This is a genomic window from Aureisphaera galaxeae (assembly GCF_028561275.1).
Taxonomy (GTDB): Bacteria; Bacteroidota; Bacteroidia; order Flavobacteriales; family Flavobacteriaceae; genus Aureisphaera; species Aureisphaera galaxeae.
Window position 1 is genome coordinate 152,014 of sequence record NZ_JAQQTF010000018.1, and the last position, 17,575, is coordinate 169,588.

The 17,575-nt window shown below is 42.0% G+C and carries 14 protein-coding genes; 10 read left to right on the forward strand and 4 right to left on the reverse strand.

Features of this window, described 5'->3' with window-relative positions:
• The first annotated feature begins 28 nt into the window (after positions 1 to 28).
• From rpsB to POV27_RS17770, 3 genes are all read left to right on the forward strand, one after another.
• Entirely contained in the window at positions 29 to 859 is an 831-nt protein-coding gene (gene rpsB / locus POV27_RS17760; protein ID WP_272864138.1) for a 30S ribosomal protein S2, read from the forward strand.
• 103 nt (positions 860 to 962) lie between these two features.
• Positions 963 to 1,931 carry a translation elongation factor Ts gene (tsf, locus tag POV27_RS17765; protein WP_272864139.1) on the forward strand — a complete coding sequence of 323 codons (969 nt, stop codon included), beginning with the start codon at positions 963 to 965 and terminating at the stop codon, positions 1,929 to 1,931.
• Between the two features lie 385 nt (positions 1,932 to 2,316).
• Positions 2,317 to 4,680 carry a M4 family metallopeptidase gene (locus POV27_RS17770; RefSeq protein WP_272864140.1) on the forward strand — a complete coding sequence of 788 codons (2,364 nt, stop codon included), beginning with the start codon at positions 2,317 to 2,319 and terminating at the stop codon, positions 4,678 to 4,680.
• Positions 4,681 to 4,814: 134 nt separating this feature from the next.
• Here POV27_RS17770 and POV27_RS17775 read toward each other — a convergent pair whose 3' ends face one another.
• The gene (locus tag POV27_RS17775; RefSeq protein WP_272864141.1) at positions 4,815 to 6,533 is read right to left on the reverse strand and encodes a glycosyl hydrolase family 28-related protein; all 1,719 of its coding nucleotides are present in this window, start codon (positions 6,531 to 6,533) and stop codon (positions 4,815 to 4,817) included.
• A 356-nt stretch (positions 6,534 to 6,889) separates the two neighbouring features.
• On the opposite strand from POV27_RS17775, the gene pyrH reads away from it, so the two are divergent.
• From pyrH to POV27_RS17810, 7 genes are all read left to right on the forward strand, one after another.
• Positions 6,890 to 7,597, forward strand: a complete 708-nt coding sequence (gene pyrH, locus POV27_RS17780) for a UMP kinase (protein ID WP_272864142.1) — start codon at positions 6,890 to 6,892, stop codon at positions 7,595 to 7,597.
• A gap of 54 nt (positions 7,598 to 7,651) precedes the next feature.
• A complete protein-coding gene (frr, locus tag POV27_RS17785; RefSeq protein ID WP_272864143.1) occupies positions 7,652 to 8,206 on the forward strand; it encodes a ribosome recycling factor in 555 nt (184 codons plus the stop codon).
• Between the two features lie 77 nt (positions 8,207 to 8,283).
• Positions 8,284 to 9,543, forward strand: a complete 1,260-nt coding sequence (locus POV27_RS17790) for a DUF5686 family protein (protein ID WP_272864144.1) — start codon at positions 8,284 to 8,286, stop codon at positions 9,541 to 9,543.
• Between the two features lie 64 nt (positions 9,544 to 9,607).
• Positions 9,608 to 12,010, forward strand: a complete 2,403-nt coding sequence (locus tag POV27_RS17795; RefSeq protein ID WP_272864145.1) for an efflux RND transporter permease subunit — start codon at positions 9,608 to 9,610, stop codon at positions 12,008 to 12,010.
• 57 nt (positions 12,011 to 12,067) lie between these two features.
• The gene (gene asnS, locus POV27_RS17800) at positions 12,068 to 13,519 is read left to right on the forward strand and encodes an asparagine--tRNA ligase (RefSeq protein ID WP_272864146.1); all 1,452 of its coding nucleotides are present in this window, start codon (positions 12,068 to 12,070) and stop codon (positions 13,517 to 13,519) included.
• Between the two features lie 93 nt (positions 13,520 to 13,612).
• Entirely contained in the window at positions 13,613 to 15,070 is a 1,458-nt protein-coding gene (gene rpoN / locus POV27_RS17805; protein ID WP_272864147.1) for an RNA polymerase factor sigma-54, read from the forward strand.
• The gene (locus POV27_RS17810; RefSeq protein ID WP_272864148.1) at positions 15,070 to 15,675 is read left to right on the forward strand and encodes a hypothetical protein; all 606 of its coding nucleotides are present in this window, start codon (positions 15,070 to 15,072) and stop codon (positions 15,673 to 15,675) included. Before rpoN ends, POV27_RS17810 begins: the two co-directional genes overlap by 1 nt.
• Here the strand turns inward: POV27_RS17810 and POV27_RS17815 are convergent.
• From POV27_RS17815 to POV27_RS17825, 3 genes are all read right to left on the reverse strand, one after another.
• The gene (locus POV27_RS17815) at positions 15,670 to 16,380 is read right to left on the reverse strand and encodes an outer membrane beta-barrel protein (RefSeq protein WP_272864149.1); all 711 of its coding nucleotides are present in this window, start codon (positions 16,378 to 16,380) and stop codon (positions 15,670 to 15,672) included. The two genes, POV27_RS17810 and POV27_RS17815, sit on opposite strands and share 6 nt — an antisense overlap.
• A 78-nt stretch (positions 16,381 to 16,458) precedes the next feature.
• A complete protein-coding gene (locus POV27_RS17820) occupies positions 16,459 to 16,932 on the reverse strand; it encodes an ExbD/TolR family protein (protein ID WP_272864150.1) in 474 nt (157 codons plus the stop codon).
• A 15-nt stretch (positions 16,933 to 16,947) separates the two neighbouring features.
• On the reverse strand, positions 16,948 to 17,574 hold the full coding sequence (locus POV27_RS17825) for an ExbD/TolR family protein (protein ID WP_272864151.1): 627 nt from the start codon (positions 17,572 to 17,574) through the stop codon (positions 16,948 to 16,950).
• Between the last annotated feature and the right edge of the window lies 1 nt (position 17,575).

Here is a 17,575-nt window from a genome sequence, read left to right on the forward strand (position 1 = left end):
ATCTAAACAGAACGTAAACTAAAACAAAATGGCAAACAACAAAGAAGTTAAGGATCTCCTTGACGCAGGTGTTCACTTTGGACACTTAACCCGTAAATGGAACCCAAATATGGCTCCCTATATTTACATGGAGCGTAACGGGATCCACATCATTAACCTTTACAAAACTGCTGCAAAACTTGATGAAGCCAATACGGCCCTTAAGAAGATTGCTGCCAGTGGACGTAAAATCCTTTTCGTAGCTACTAAGAAACAAGCGAAAGATATCGTTGCAGAAAAAGCAAAAGGGGCTAACATGCCTTACATCACCGAAAGATGGCCTGGTGGTATGTTGACCAACTTCGTAACCATTCGTAAAGCGGTTAAGAAAATGACTGCTATCGATAGAATGAAGCAAGATGGTACTTTCAACACCCTTTCTAAGAAAGAGCGTTTGGCTGTAGACCGTACCCGTGCAAAATTGGAAAAGAACCTTGGTTCTATTACCGATATGAGTCGTCTTCCTGGAGCATTGTTCGTGGTAGATACTACTCGTGAGCACATTGCTGTAAAAGAAGCACAGAAATTGAACATTCCGATTTTCGCCATGGTAGACACCAACAGTGATCCTCGCCCGATCGACTACGTGATCCCATCTAACGATGATGCATCAAAGTCTATTGAGAAGATCGTAAGCAGTGTTGCCAACGCCATTTCCGACGGTCTTGCCGAAAGAAAAGCTGGTAAGGAAAGTGGTGGTGATGCTCCTGCAGAGGCTAAAGCTCCAAGAAAAAGAGCAGCCGCTGTTGCAGCAGCGCCGGCAGAAGCTACTAAAGAAGCCGTTGCAACACCGGTAGAAGCAGCTAAAGAAGAAGAATAAATAACAATTCAATAATACTGAAAAGTCGTTTGAATTTATTCTTCGGGAGTACTTTTGAACGACTTTTTACAATTTTCACACATTAAATTAAACACTTACAACGATGGTAAAAATAACCGCCGCACAAGTAAATGAATTAAGAAAGAAAACCGGAGCTGGGATGATGGACTGTAAAAAGGCATTGGTCGAGGCAGAAGGTGATTTCGATAAAGCAATTGAAATCCTACGTAAAAAAGGTCAGAAGATCGCTGAGAAAAGAGCGGACAGAGACTCTAGCGAGGGAGCTGTTATTGCTAAGGTGAACGACGCTGCCAACAAAGGTGTAATCGTTTCCCTAAACTGTGAAACCGATTTCGTTGCCAAAAACGAATCATATGTAGCCATGGCCCGCAAAATGGCCGAGGTAGCTTTAGATACTGCTAGTAAAGAAGAATTCTTGGCTGCAGAATTCGAAGCTGGTATGACTGTTCAGGAAAAATTGACTGAGCAAACGGGTGTTATTGGAGAGAAAATCGAAATCGGTGGATTCGAAACTTTGGAAGCTCCTTTCGTAGGTTCTTACATCCACGGAAACAAGATTGGTGCTTTGGTAGGACTGTCTAACTCTATAGACGAAGCTGCTCAAGTATCTAAGAACATTTCCATGCAGGTAGCTTCTATGGGAGCCACTACGCTTTCTTACAAAGATTTCGATCCTGCTTACGTTGCTTCTGAAACTGAAGCTCGTATTGCTGTAATCGAAAAAGAGAACATTGAATTGGGACGCTTAGGAAAGACTTTGAAGAATGTTCCTCAGTACATTTCAAGAATGCAATTGACCGATGAGGTATTGGCAGCGGCCAAAGCCAATATCGAAGCTCAATTGAAATCTGAAGGAAAGCCAGAGCAAATCTGGGATAAGATCGTTCCTGGTAAATTAGAGCGTTTCATTAGCGACAATACTACTTTGGACCAAGAGCAGTGTCTATTGGACCAAAACTTCATCATGGATGAGAAGCAAAGTGTTGCAGACTATGTTGCCAGCAAAGGCGATGTAGATGTAACTGGATTTAAAAGAGTTTCTTTATCCTAAATTGAATATCACATTTTTGATGAAAACCGCTCAGGAAACTGGGCGGTTTTTTTGTTTTCTCAATATGCTAATCTCACTCAATAGAAATCTCTTCGATTAGCGCTGGCATTGTAATGTAATTTTCTTCCCTCGGAGTTTCAAGCATCTTACATTGAACCTCAGCACACTCCACACCACATCTCCTTAAAATACCCACACGCCCCAATTAAAAGCAGGTGCAACTATATGCGCTTCGTTAGCAATGGACAAACCCCAGTCTAAAGGGTAAAATGGTGAGGCCATTTCAGAATAACCACCCCTCCCTAGGTAACAAAACTTGCACTTCGACTCTTTACACTATAAACCAGACAAGGTATTCGCTTGCCTAGTCAATAAACTTACTATTATGAAACTATTAAAACTTATTATTACATGTTATCTCTTTTTATTTGCCTTTACGGCTAGCTTCAGTCAATCCGACCTCGATTTAAAAAGTGGAAATCCTTTTCTCCTAGACCACATTAGCGGAGTGATTTCTTCCAATGACTATTATTTGTCCGGGTTGGACGGACGGGGCGTTATGGACGATCAATTTCGAGGATTAATTTTCTTGGATCCCGACATCACCTTTGTTAAATCGATCGTAGATCGTGATGATGATGTAGGCCAAACCATAGAACAATTTGATCAATACTTTTGCGGATTTCCCGTAGAAGAGGCTGGCTTTATTCAGTCCATTATCGACTGTGGCGACACCTATGTAACCAACTTTACCGTGCCCAGTGAAAACCTTATTTGTATTCAAAATTGTGAGATTGAAGATGGGAAAAATTTTGTGACAGGTAATGCGGGAGACCCCATTGAGGATATTACATATCTGGAAACCGTATTTTCTCCCAACCCAATAGATATAAATGACCCAAGGGATCCCGAAATCATTCTGGAAGAACAGGAATACTACGTAACCTATGTGTACGAAGCTACTGTTAATCGCTCTATGATGTATTATTATTTTAACTCCTATGATTGCACCATTCAAAAACGAGGTGATCGCGTCAACTCCCATAACTCCCCGGGAACGACTTCTGTCTTTAGCGGAGCCCCTTTCACTTCAGTTACCATAGATGATCAGCATATAGGTGATGATGAATATCGCTTAAATGCTCATGACGGGGGTAAGTGGATAAGAACCTACGATGTAGAGCCTTTAGAGTCTGGATCACCCAGTGGATGGTTCGGACCTCAGAGCTTATACAATCAAGCGGTAGCATTCGATCAAACCGAACTTCCAAATCCATTTGCTAACGATTTTGAGTTGGATTATGTCTATCTTACCAAGACAGGATCGGAAACGCCTTGGGCTTCGGATACCATGAGCCAGAGAGTTGCTTTTGATGGACACATTTTTGCTTGTTCTGTTTGGGATTTTTATAAGGAAAAATTCAACCGATCAGGATCGGGAAATAATGGAAACCCATTATACATTATTTCCGGCTGGAACGCAGCGAACGCCAGTGCCTTTTTACGTCAAAACGCCGATGTTATCGTGACAGGGGTTAGGCCCTCAGCTTTCGATTCATTTAATACAGCAGCAACACTAGGTCATGAATTTACCCATCACGTTATTGATCGGGAAATCAACAATAACATTACTTTACTAAATAGCAATGCTGTATACGAAGGAATTTGCGACATCTTTGGTAATGAGGCACAACTCTACTTTAACGAGAATAATTCTGCAAACATTGGTGCTAACTCATGGATAAGTACGGGAGGCACCTCCTTTGTGGTCAATTTACAATACCCAAAACAAAGTACAGATCCTAAGATAGACCACTATTCAGAGTATACCCCGGGCGCTGATGCGCATATGTCGGCAGGAATCATGACCAAATGGTATTATTTACTCTCTGATGGGGATACCTTTCACGGAATTACAGTTTATGGTATCTCTAGAGAGAAAGCCTTACATATTCTATACGAGACCTTAACAACAGTTTTACCTTCAAACCCGACGTATGTTCAGGCTCGAAATGCCACCGTAAAGACCACTAGAGAACTGTATGGTAGTTGTTCGGATGAATATTTTGCTGTTCTGGCTGCTTGGGCAGCAGTAGGCTTACCATATCTAGGACATTACCAGGGCTACCAAATATCAGGATCCTCATATATCTGTGCCGATAGTGATGGTGGTTTTAACGGCGGAATAAACCTTAATGTTTGTGCTACTACCCTAGATCCAGACAACAATTTTGAATGGGACTATCCCGGTCACTGGAATGTCTCCATAAATGGCCCCAATGACTCGGCGTTCTTAGTTCTTGATTTTGGTGGGATAGACCCGCCAAGTTTACCATGGACCTACAGAATATCAGTAACTACACCCACTGGGTTAAGAATAAACAAGTACATTACGATAAGGGATTGTTCCGGAAATCCTCCATCTGATCCTTGCGACGATGCAGTGGTTACGGCTTTCACGGGCGGTGACGAAGTGCCCGACGCATCGAATACTGCAAATGAAGCTATTTTGGATAATGTCCGATTGTATCCTAACCCTACCCAAGGAATTTTTAGTATCAGTTTTGCCGAAACCCAACCTCTGGCCAGCCTAACTATATACAATATGGAAGGGCGTGAGGTAATGCATCGCCAAATTACCAATACGAAGTCTGAGAACATTGACATTCAAGCTTTGAGTAGTGGTATCTACTTTGTGAAAATAACAACTTCAGAAAATACCCGAGTTTTAAAAGTGGCGAAAGAATAATATTCAGGGTGCCGAGGAACCTCGATACGCGAGAGGTTTCTTTGCTCTAATTTTAGTATACCATTTTTGAAGAAAAATCGCTCAGGAAACTGGGCGGTTTTTCTTTTTCAACCCTTTGATAGGTGCTTACGGCCCTAAATGGAAACCTGCTCTATTATCAATCGCATCCCAATTCTATTTTCTTCTCCAGGAATATCCGGAATCTTTATATCGAACTCGAGCGCATCCCAAACCACAACTCCGGGAATAAGATGATTTATCGTTCCAGGTTGCTCGATCACCTCGGTATTGGGAATCAACTCAGCCCAATAAAGCCTATGAAGACTGTTTTTCCCGTTCGCTTGATCGCCCGGATTTATGTGAATATGGCCTACTTTAATTTTATTTAAAACACTCCCATCGGCGTCTCTTTTTATCACGCTATAGATGTCTATGCTCTTTTCCCTAAGCCCAAGAAGGCGACCGCTTCCCACAAATAATTGAATACTCTTAATCAAGGTTCGTTGCCCAAAGAATCTATATACCAATGGGGATTCGGTATCGGATGGAAAGACCAAATCCGAATTCTTCATGGGGAGGGAAACTACATTGACCCTATGCGGTTCCAAATAGGGAATTCCATTCAGAGCATGCGTAAAATTATATGGGCCACCGGCTCCTCCCATCATCACGTTTTCGAAGGAAATATTTGGAAATGTCTCCCCTTGATTTCCCGACTTAACAAATTCCCAAGTATCAACATCGGTATGAAATCGGAGGTCTTTAAACTTTATAAAATTACCGTTTTGAGGTGCATTGGCAGGATGATTACCAAACCTAAACCTTCCTTCAAAATGACCTCCTTCCATCATTAAACGCAGTCCGTTCGCCCTAAGATGAGCCAACGCACCTTTTGTTTTATACAATTCCCTGCCATCGCCTCCACTAACGCCGCAATCCCTAAAAGTAACCGTTACGGAGATTCTTGTTCCCCAAGCATTGAGTAGAATGGGCACCAAGGGATCGCGGGTAGCACTCCATTCGAATTTTGTATTTCTAAATTGCCAATTGGCGGTAGCACCATACCTCGAGGGTTCACCAGACTTTCCTGGAATGAAATGCAAAAGACAACCATCGATTACAATATTACCATTAGTTACCTGCGTACGACCATGTCCCGCAACATGAAATACTTTCTCAATGCCTCCCCGCCAAGTGCAGTTATCATAGCCATTAATTACTCCTTGTGGGTTTTTTGAATAGACAAATTCTTTACAGTTATCGAAGGTGCAATTGAAACAACTGGTGGTATCTTCATTTTTATCATAGTATATGGGCTCTGGAGGGTTTTTGGAGTCCATTTGCACTGCAAATTGGAAATTCAATATTCTTTGAAAATTTTGAGTACGGCATCGATGCAAGGTGAAATTACGCCCCCCACTTTCACCATTTAGATTAAAGAGATTGATATCCCACTCCTTTTTATCTTTTGGATCCTCTACCTTATGCACAAACATAAGGTCTTCGAAACTAACAGAGTTATAGGTGTGGAAAGAAAACATCGCAGCATCCCCAATCCATTTATCGGGTTTATTGAAGTGTGCCGGATCTATTAGCAAACAACTGGCAAATCTAGACTCCCCCGTCATTTTTAACCCTAGTGCATTTTTGAAAAATATAGGCTTATCGATTCTATAAATGCCTTTTGGTACATGAATATGGCCTACCCCATGTGTTGGGTTGTTTCCACCTCTCGGATCATAGATCAACCGCTTTTTAAGTTCGGCAAAGGCTTTATTGAAGGCTTCGGAGTCATCGACAGAGCCATCTCCCTTGGCTCCAAAATCGAGAATATTAAGAATACTATCGCTCATAGATTATGATTTAAAGATTCCATAAAACTTGATAAAGGTCACATCTTTGGAAGGAACTTTACAGCGTCATAAAACTGGATTTACACAGGGAAAATCACTCAATTTTAACAGGAAAAATGCGCTACTGTCGGATCACAATCATCTAAATCACACAAATGAAAAGGTTATAAATTGGCTCTTCTTCTTAGAATCATTTGGAATCACTCTCACTTTCATCATATTAATCCTCAGCCCCCCTTTATTGTGTTCTAAAAAAGATTAGTTCTATTGATTACAGAATGTTGTTCTGATTTCAATTACCGAATCCCTAATTGGATGTCAAATTTTCGTTATTTTTGCGCCAGCAAATCACCACCATGCAATACAAACGAATCTTACTGAAACTTTCCGGGGAAGCCCTAATGGGAAGTCGGCAATATGGAATTGACCCCGAAAGACTTAAAGAATATGCCCAAGAAATAAAGGAGATCACCGCTAAGGGGGTCGAAGTAGCCATCGTTATCGGTGGTGGAAATATTTTTAGGGGTGTGGCCGGTGCAAGTAAAGGAATGGACCGAGTGCAAGGAGACCACATGGGAATGCTCGCCACTGTAATCAACGGCTTGGCACTGCAAAGCGCCATGGAAGACGAAGGAATTCCTACCCGCTTACAAAGCGCCATTAAGATCAATGAAGTGGCAGAGCCCTTTATTCGTCGTAAAGCCATCCGCCATTTGGAGAAAGGACGCGTTGTTATTTTCGGTGGAGGAACCGGGAACCCTTACTTCACTACCGATAGTGCTGCTGTGTTGCGCGCCATCGAGATTGAAGCCGATGTGATTCTGAAAGGAACCCGTGTGGATGGGATTTACACCAGTGACCCAGAAAAAGACGATAAGGCAACAAAATTCGATTTTATCAGTTTTGATGAAGTATTGAAGAAAGGTTTAAAGGTAATGGATACCACAGCCTTTACACTAAGTCAAGAAAACGAACTACCTATCATCGTGTTCGATATGAACACCAAAGGGAACCTTATGAAGGTAGTTTCTGGTGAAAAAGTAGGTACCAAGGTAAATCTGTAACCGTTCTTTTTTGGAACAATTGTTGCATTTCCGAAGAAAAATTTAAATTTGAGTATGGAAGACGAAATTAAATTTATCATAGACAGCACTAAAGAGGCTATGGGACAGGCACTCGTTCACTTAGAAAGAAAGTTGGCAAACATTCGTGCCGGAAAGGCATCCCCAGCTATGCTTAATGGTGTTATGGTAGACTATTATGGAAGCCCGACACCTTTAAATCAAGTGGCAAACGTGAATACTCCAGATGGGATGACCATCTCCATACAGCCATGGGAAAAAACCATGATCCCCGAAATTGAAAAAGGGATTCACATGGCCAATCTTGGGTTCAATCCCATGAACAACGGAGAAAGTGTCATCATTAACGTACCTCCATTGACCGAAGAACGTCGTCGCGAATTGGCCAAGCAGGCCAAAGCAGAATCGGAAGAGGCAAAGATTGGGGTTCGCAATGACCGAAAAAATGCCAATGACGAAATTAAAGCCTTGGATGTAAGCGACGACATGAAGAAAAACTTGGAAATCGACGTTCAGGAGCTTACCGACACCCATATCAAAAAAATAGATGAAATGTACGCCAAGAAGGAGTCCGAAATCATGACGGTCTAATCGTGGCGAGTTAAACAAAATACAATAAAGCGGCAATTGTGCCGCTTTCTTTATACTTTTAATCCAAATACCTCACATTGCGCATTACCCTCCTTTTTTTGCTGTTTACCATAGGTTTCGCCCAGTATTCCTATGGAGATACTTTTCAGCTAAAGGTGAATGATACTGTAAAGCAGAAAAAGGAAAACCCTTTTAAAACGGGATATTACTCACTTGGGTTTTTCGATGTCGATCTTAGATACTTCATAAAATACAACAACTATGAGTCCTTCCGTCTCGGTACCGGGGGAATTACCAACGAACGCTTATTCGAGAATTTTAAGGTAGGTGGTTACGTTGCCTATGGTTTTAAGGACAAAAACTTTAAGTACAGTATTGGGGGGAACTTACGGTTGCATCCCGAGACCAATACCTGGTGGGATCTGTACTACACCAGTGACATTAGCGAAATTGGAAGCTTTGCCTATTTAACCGATGCACGGGTATATTCGGTTTTTGAACCGAGGCGTATTAACGTAATTCAGTTTTATAAGTACCGAACTTGGCAAAGTAGCCTACAACACGAGTTTTCGCCCAAAATCCTTTCGGAAGTCCGACTTTCGCGCACCAAAATAGATCAGATTGAAGATTATCAATTCGTGAAAGATGGTGAAACCTACAGAAATTACCATACCACAGAAGCTACTTTATCGTTTCGCTTCAGTCCCAAAACGAAATTCGTTACCGTGGACGATGGACGCATTGAGTACTTTGATGGTTTTCCCAAGATCAGTGCCCAAGTAACCCAAGGGATTAAAGATGTGGCAAAAAGCGACTTCAACTACACCAAACTGGGGTTGAAGCTGGATTACTACATAAAAAGAACGGATCTCTCCTCCAGTAACTTTTTGTTGGAAGGAATGGCCGCCTTTGGCGATGTCCCCCTTACCCATTTGTTTCATGCCTATCCCAATGCCCCGACAAAGGATGAGATTTTGCAGCGTTTCTCGGTGGCAGGTACACGTAGCTTCGAGACCATGTATTTTGGGGAGTTCTTTTCGGACCATTTGATTACCTTTCAGGGGAAGCACAGTTTGCGGAGGTTTTACTTTTCAGACAAATTTAAACCCGAACTGGTGTTCATTACCCGCCATGCGTTGGGGAATCTAAACAACCCTGAAGAGCATTTGGGGATTCCTTTTAACACTCTTAACGAACTCTATTCCGAATCGGGATTCGAACTCAATAGAATCCTTTTTGGATTCGGTTTAAGCTTCGCTTATCGATATGGGTTTTACCATTTGCCAGATTTTGAGGACAATATTTCCTTTAAATTCACATTCAACCTAAAAATATAACAGCCTTTTAAGCGTTCAATCCTTGGTATTTTAATACCTTTGCGCGACTTTTAATTATAGGGGTTTGAACAAGCTTTTCAGTATCGGTTTTTGGAGTGCGGTAGCTCGATTTATCCTTCGCAACAGGACCCTTATTATTATTGCCATACTGGGACTCACCGTTTTCATGGCCATGCAGTGGAAACACATGCGTTTCACCTATACTGAGGCCAATCTCCTTCCCGACGACCACGAATTCAACAAAGAATATGTACAGTTCCTAGACACCTTTGGTGAGGAAGGGAACCTGATCATTCTTGGGGTGAAGGATTCTACCCTCTTTGAGCCCGAAGTGTTCAATGCTTGGTCCGCTCTGGCCCAAAAAATTTCCGACTACGATGAAGTAGATATGACCCTTTCCATTGGTGATCTCCAAAAGTTGGAGAAAAGAAAGGATTCTGCCGTTTTCGATTTGGTCCCATTCATTCAAGACTCTTTACCAGACCAGGAAAAACTGGATCGTTATCGCTACGAGCTTTTCAACAAGCTACCTTTTTACAATGGCTTAGTGTACAGTCCCAATAAAAAGTCGGTTCGCACAGCAGTCTATCTAAAAAAAGATATTGTAAACACCCCTGCCAGAAAGAATTTCATTACGGAAGACCTCATTCCACTTATTCAAAAGTTTGAAGCAGAGTCGAAGATCAATGTGTATACCAGTGGAATGCCGTACATACGTACACTAAATTCCCAAAATATTATCGATGAAATCGGGATGTTCATTGGGGCGGCACTCTTAGTGACTTCATTAATCTTCTTTTTCTTTTTCAGATCATTCCGTGCGACCTTCATTTCCATGATCACCGTAATTATTGGGGTAATGTGGGCCTTCGGGGTATTGGGATTACTGAAATACGAGATTACGGTGCTTACGGCGCTTATTCCGCCATTGATTATTGTAATTGGAATTCCCAACTGTATTTTCCTCATCAACAAATACCAGCAGGAAATTAAACTCCATGGGAATCAGGCAAAATCCTTGCAACGTGTTATTACCAAAGTGGGGAATGCTACCCTGATGACCAATGTAACCACGGCCTCGGGATTTGCCACCTTTATCCTTACCAACAGTAAATTGCTTAAAGAATTTGGTATTGTCGCTTCCATTAACATCATTGCCATCTTCCTTTTGAGCCTTTTTATTATACCCATTGTGTATAGTTACATGGCTGTGCCGAAGTACAAGCACTTGAAGCACTTAAATAAACGATGGATCGGCAGTTTTGTAAATTGGATGGAACGCATGGTACGGGAGCATCGCATTGCGATTTACATAGTGACCATTATCATGCTGTGTGCTAGCATTATTGGGATTAACAGCATTAAACTTTCGGGTAGTCTTATCGAGGATATGCCCAAAGGAAAGGAATTCTATAGCGATATCAAGTTTTTTGAAAAGGAATATGAAGGCATTATGCCATTGGAAATCCTTATCGATACCAAGCGTAAAAAAGGAGTCATGAAGTTGGCCACGCTTAAGCGCATGAACGAATTGGAAGAATACATTGACGAAATTCCCGAACTCTCCAAAACCATTTCCGTGGTCAACTTGGTAAAATACTCCAAGCAAGCGTATTACAACAACAATCCGGAATACTATCAGCTACCCAACAGTCAGGAACGTACCTTCATCCTTTCGTATGCCAAGAATAGTGCAAGTAGTACCAATTTACTTTCAAGCTATGTGGATACTACGGGTCAATATGCTAGGATCACCACCTTTATGAAGGATACGCAGACCCAAAGATTTGATAGGATTGAAGAAGACCTTCGCTCGGAGATTGCAAAGATATTCCCAGAAGATCGTTACAATGTTTCCATCACTGGAAAGGCCTTCATTTTTGAAAAAGGAACCAAATACCTAGTAAACAATTTGGTACTGTCCCTTTCCTTGGCCATTTTCCTTATTGCGGTATTCATGGCTTGGATGTTCCGAAACATAAAAATGATCTTGGTATCCCTTATCCCTAACCTGCTCCCCTTGCTTATTACAGCAGGGCTCATGGGATTCTTGGGGGTTCCCATAAAACCTTCTACCATTTTGGTATTTAGTATCGCCTTTGGTATTTCGGTCGATGATACGATCCACTTTCTGGCGAAATACAGACAAGAACTATTGGCAAATAATTGGAAGATAAAACGATCGGTATATGCTGCCCTTAAAGAAACGGGGGTAAGTATGTTCTACACCTCTATTGTTCTTTTCTTCGGGTTCTCGGTATTTACCATTTCCAGTTTTGGCGGGACCGTTGCATTAGGCGCATTGGTATCGGCTACTTTACTGTTTGCCATGCTAGCAAATTTACTACTGCTGCCTTCCCTTTTATTGTCGTTGGAACGCAGTATTGCCAACCAGCAAACCTTCAAAAAACCGGCTTTGGAGATCCTTCCTTCTTCGGAAGAAGATCCCGTCGATTTTCAGAATTAAAAACTATCTTTACGGCCAATTTTAGCTAAGAACAATCAACCTTTTTTCGGCACAAAAATGAAACGAGCGCAACAAAAAGAGATTATCGAACTTATTCAGAGTGAACCTACTGGGGCTTCCGTCTCCATTTCGGGATGGGTAAAGGCTTTTCGCAGTAACCGTTTTATAGCATTAAACGATGGTTCTACCATTAAGAACATACAATGTGTGGTCGATTTCGAGAATTTTGAAGAAGAACTACTTAGAAAGGTAAGCGTAGGTGCTGCCATTCAAGTAGAAGGTTCCTTGGTAGAAAGCCAGGGACAAGGACAAAATGTAGAAATTCAGGTATCGAAGATTGAAGTCCTTGGTGAAGCCAATCCAGAAGAGATAAAGCTTACTATTCTATCCCCGAAACGTCACACCTTAGAAAAGTTGCGGGAAGAAGCCCATTTGCGTGTTCGTACGAATACCTTTGGTGCCGTGATGCGCTTGAGATCCAAACTAGCCTTTGCGGTTCACGAATACTTCCAGAAAAACGGATTCTACTATATGCATGCTCCTTTGATTACAGGGAGTGATGCCGAGGGAGCCGGGGAGATGTTCCGTGTCACCACCTTGGATGCAAAAAATCCTCCATTAAACGAGGAAGGCGATGTAGATTTTCAACAGGATTTCTTCGGAAAGGAAACCAACCTTACAGTTAGTGGACAGTTGGAAGCAGAAACCTATGCCATGGGATTGGGAAAAGTATATACATTCGGACCTACATTTAGAGCCGAAAACTCGAATACATCCCGTCACTTAGCAGAATTCTGGATGATAGAGCCCGAGATGGCTTTCTACGATCTGGATGACAACATGGATCTTGCCGAAGATTTTATTAAATACGTCATTCGATTTGCTTTGGATCACTGCCAAGACGATTTGGAGTTTTTGGAAGGGCGGTTGATTCAGGAAGAAAAAGGCAAGCCCCAAGCGGAGCGGAGCGAAATGACTTTGCGCGAAAAACTCCACTTTGTGGCTGATAATGAGTTTAAGAGAATTTCCTACACGGAAGCTATAGATATCCTTAGAAACTCCAAGCCGAACAAGAAGAAAAAGTTCAAGTTCCCAATCGATCAATGGGGTGCGGACTTGCAAAGTGAGCATGAGCGTTTCTTGGTAGAAAAGCACTTTAAATGTCCAGTGATCCTATTCGATTACCCTGCGGAGATTAAATCATTCTACATGCGTCTTAACGATGATGAAAAGACCGTACGCGCTATGGATGTATTGTTCCCAGGCATTGGTGAAATCGTTGGGGGATCGCAGCGTGAAGAGCGCTATGATGTACTAAAGCAGAAGATGAAGACCATGGATATTCCCGAAGAGGAATTGTATTGGTACCTTGATTTAAGAAAATATGGAACCTGTGTACACAGTGGTTTCGGATTAGGATTTGAACGTTTGGTCCTATTCGTAACTGGAATGGGGAATATTAGGGATGTAATTCCTTATCCAAGGACCCCGGGTAACGCAGAATTCTAAAGACATAAAACCTTCATAAAATCCGATTAAATCCGGCCAGATTTTACCTAATCTAGCTGGATTTTTTTAATTTTAACAGCAAGTAGTCCATCTATGTTAAAACAACAGTTAAATTTTAAATTATCCCAGAAACTCTCGCCCCAACAAATCCAGTTGATGAAGCTGATTCAGCTACCTACACAAGCTTTCGAACAGCGTATATCACAAGAATTGGAGGAAAATCCCGCTTTGGAAGGCGGGAAGGATGAGAAGGATTCCTTGGATGATGAATTTGGCAATGACGAATTCGATGATTTTAACGATTCGGAAACCATAGAAACCGAAATCAACGTAGATGACTATCTGAGCGACGACGAAATTCCCAGTTACAAATTAGCGGCCAATAACTATAGCTCTGATGATGAAGAGAAGCAGACACCCTATGCTTCCGGAACGTCTTTTAATCAGTACTTGCTGCAACAGCTCAACACCTATCGATTGGGGGAACAAGAGAAGGAAATCGCCCAGTTCTTGGTAGGTAGTGTTGATGAGAGCGGATACATACGCAGGGACCTTCAGGATATTGTAGACGATCTGGCCTTTACCCAAAATGTATACACCTCTGAAGAGAAGATTGAAGAAGTACTCGCTGTAGTTCAAGAGTTGGATCCTGCTGGAGTAGCCGCGCGAAACCTTCAGGAGTGCCTTTTACTGCAATTGGACCGCAAGACAGAATCTCCTTCAGTAGCCTTGGCTACGGATATCATTAAGGAAGCATTCGATCACTTCACAAAAAAGCACTATAAGAAGTTGCTTTCCAAATTCGATATTAGTGAAGACGATTTGCGGGATGCTATTTCGGAAATAGAAGGTCTTAACCCTAAACCGGGAGGCACCTATTCTGGCAACACTCGAATGATAGAACATGTGGTGCCGGATTTTGCCATTAAGATCGTGGATGGTGAACTGGAACTTACCTTGAATGGCCGAAATGCACCAGAATTACATGTTTCTAGGGAATACACCAACATGCTGAAAGGGTATAAGGACGCCAAGGACAAATCGAAATCGCAAAAGGATGCCGTGCTTTTCATTAAGCAGAAATTAGATGCCGCTAAATGGTTTATCGATGCCATAAAACAGCGTCAGCAGACACTTTTTGTGACTATGAATACCATCATGCACCATCAGCAAGAATATTTCCTTACAGGGGACGAACGAAAGTTGAAACCCATGATCCTGAAGGATATTGCAGACAAAATAGATATGGATGTTTCTACGGTTTCTAGGGTAGCGAATAGCAAGTATGTAGATACCCCGTACGGAACAAAACTCATAAAGGATTTCTTCAGCGAGTCCATGAAAAACGATCAGGGAGAGGATGTATCCACTAGGGAAATAAAGAAAATCCTAGAAATTACGATTGCTGAAGAAGACAAGAAAAAGCCATTAACCGATGATAAATTGGCTAAGATTTTGAAGGAGAAAGGGTACCCCATTGCCCGTAGAACGGTAGCCAAATATCGTGAACAGTTGGATTTGCCGGTGGCCAGACTCCGAAAAGAAATTTAATGGATCGTTTCCTTCGCTTGGGCGCCTACGTCCTTCATCCCCTTTTAATGCCCATATTGGGTACTGCCATCTATTTCTATATAACGCCTCGGTATATAGATCGGGAAATTATACAATCCAAGCTACTGGCCATATTTATTATAACATTTCTCATTCCCGTTGTCACTTACTTCTTGTTAAAGAATATTGGACTCATTCAAACTTCCCAATTAGAGGATGTACGGGAACGAAAATTTCCACTCATGATCCAATGCCTTTTAATTCTTTTGGTAGTTAAAATGGTATTCGATCCTTACGATACTCCAGAGATGTACTACTTCTATGTGGGTATATTGTTCTCGAGCATTTCGGCCCTTATATTGGTATTGTTCAAAATCAAAGTGAGTTTACACCAAATGGGAGTCGCAGGCCTTACCATGTTTGTGATTGCTTTGAGTATTCACTTTCAAATCAATATGCTGATCTGGATCGGGTTGTTGCTCTTCGGAAATGGTTGGGTGGCCTCTTCCCGTCTTTCTACCTACTCGCATACCGTACCCGAATTGGTACTTGGCTTTTTTGTGGGGGTAGTACCGCAGCTTCTCATGCTGCAGTTCTGGTTATAGGATATAGAATATAATCCCAAGTTTTAGCGTTCTGAAATCGATGGTTTCTCCCGTATTGGTCGTTTGTGCATTGGTGAAATAGGGATTCAAACTATACGAAGTATAGAAATTGAAGGTTCCATAACCAAAGCTGAGATGGGCCGATAAGCGAAGCCTTTCGAATTCTGGGATATCGGTTTGGCTCACTTGATTTCCGTCTTGTTTAAACCGCGCTCGGTACCAATAGGTATATCCTACCCTAAACCCTGTATAAATCCTCCAAAATCGGTATTCTTCGGCGGTAGATGTACGCCAACGAAATTCGAAAGGCAGTTCTACCGTAGCCGTACTAAATCGATTGCTACTATAGTTTATGGTATTGTCGAGTACCCGAAAGATTGTATTCTCGGTCTCGTCTTCCCCGATGAAAAGGGTTTGGCCAAACTGATCGAAATTAAACCCCGCTCCAAGAGCTATCGCCAAATTTCTTCTTTCATTTATAGGCATATCACGAAGGTATCCGAATTCCAGCCCTCCCGACACGCCTTGAAGGTTTACCCCGCTTGGGACACTGGTAAGGAGATTATAGGTAACTCCGATGTACAATTGATCCTCTCGGTATTTATCGTCAATATAGACGTCGGCACCTTCTTCCTCCTGCGCCCAACCCATGCAAGCTTGCAGGGCTATGAACAAAAACAGGAGGTATCTCTTTATGTAGGCCATAGGATAAAGATAGGGATTCTATAAAACAAAAATCGCCTTGAAATATCAAGGCGATTTTTGTCGAAAGTATATAGGAAATTAATTATCTATTTGGTTTCCTGGAGATGTAATGTAAATTACTTTGTACATCTGCAGTTCTCTCAATTCCTGTTTGATATCGGATACCAAACCGGTATTGGTCTCTCCGTCCACTTTAAGTGCCACGTTTACAGAACCTCTAAGCTCTTCCCTTAGCTTATCTCTAGCTTCGGTAAGGGCCGCAGGTAGGTTATCCAAGCTGGTGTATTTATCACCAATCTGGATTTTACCCTCGGTTCCATATTGCTTCGCATAACGAGGACTTGGTTTACCGGCGTATATGAATACGGAACGATCCTTCTGAAGCTTCTCTACCTGATCTCCTTTAGGTAGTTCCTGCTGCACCAAGAGATTGGTATCCCTTAGTACGGTTACTACCATGAAGAAGAACAAAAGCATGAATACAATATCCGGAAGTGAGGCTGTGTTCACTGCGGGTATTTCGCCGCCTTTTTTCTTTTTAAACTTTGACATTTGTTCTAGTTGTTTTTAAGATCCAGCCTGCTTTGGTTCGGCTTCGGATAACTTCAGTGGGATCATACCTTGAATGGTTTTGATCTTTTCCTGGATGTCGTCCTTTCTAGACCCTGTAATTTTACCTTCGTCTATCGCTCTTTTCATTTCGGTGAAATCCCATCCGTACAAACGTTGAGACTCTCTGTTTCGAAGGAAATTATAGGCCGCCACCAATTCATTCTGAACGGCAATATACATTTCATAGGAAGTCAATCGGTCATTCTGAACCGAGATTACCGCCTTATCCGGATTGTCCGATGAATCTGGAAGGCGATTTCCTTTACAATAATTACAGTGCTCTGGAGAACCTGCAGGTGCCCCTCCGTTATCGATAAAATCGATAGCGGCTTGGCGCAGATCCTTAAGCTCCATCAACTCTTCTTCCACCAACAGTTGATCGTTACGGTTCACGTTTACAATAAACAGGTTCTTCTGCTTAATGATTACGTCTTCCGGTACATCGTCCTGTTTTGGCGGTAACTGTCTAGCAATCCCCTTGTCCTTTTCGATGGTAGTAGTTACCAAGAAAAAGATAAGTAGTAGGAATGCTATGTCTGCCATAGATCCCGCATTTACTTCGGGTGTTGATCTTCTACCCATT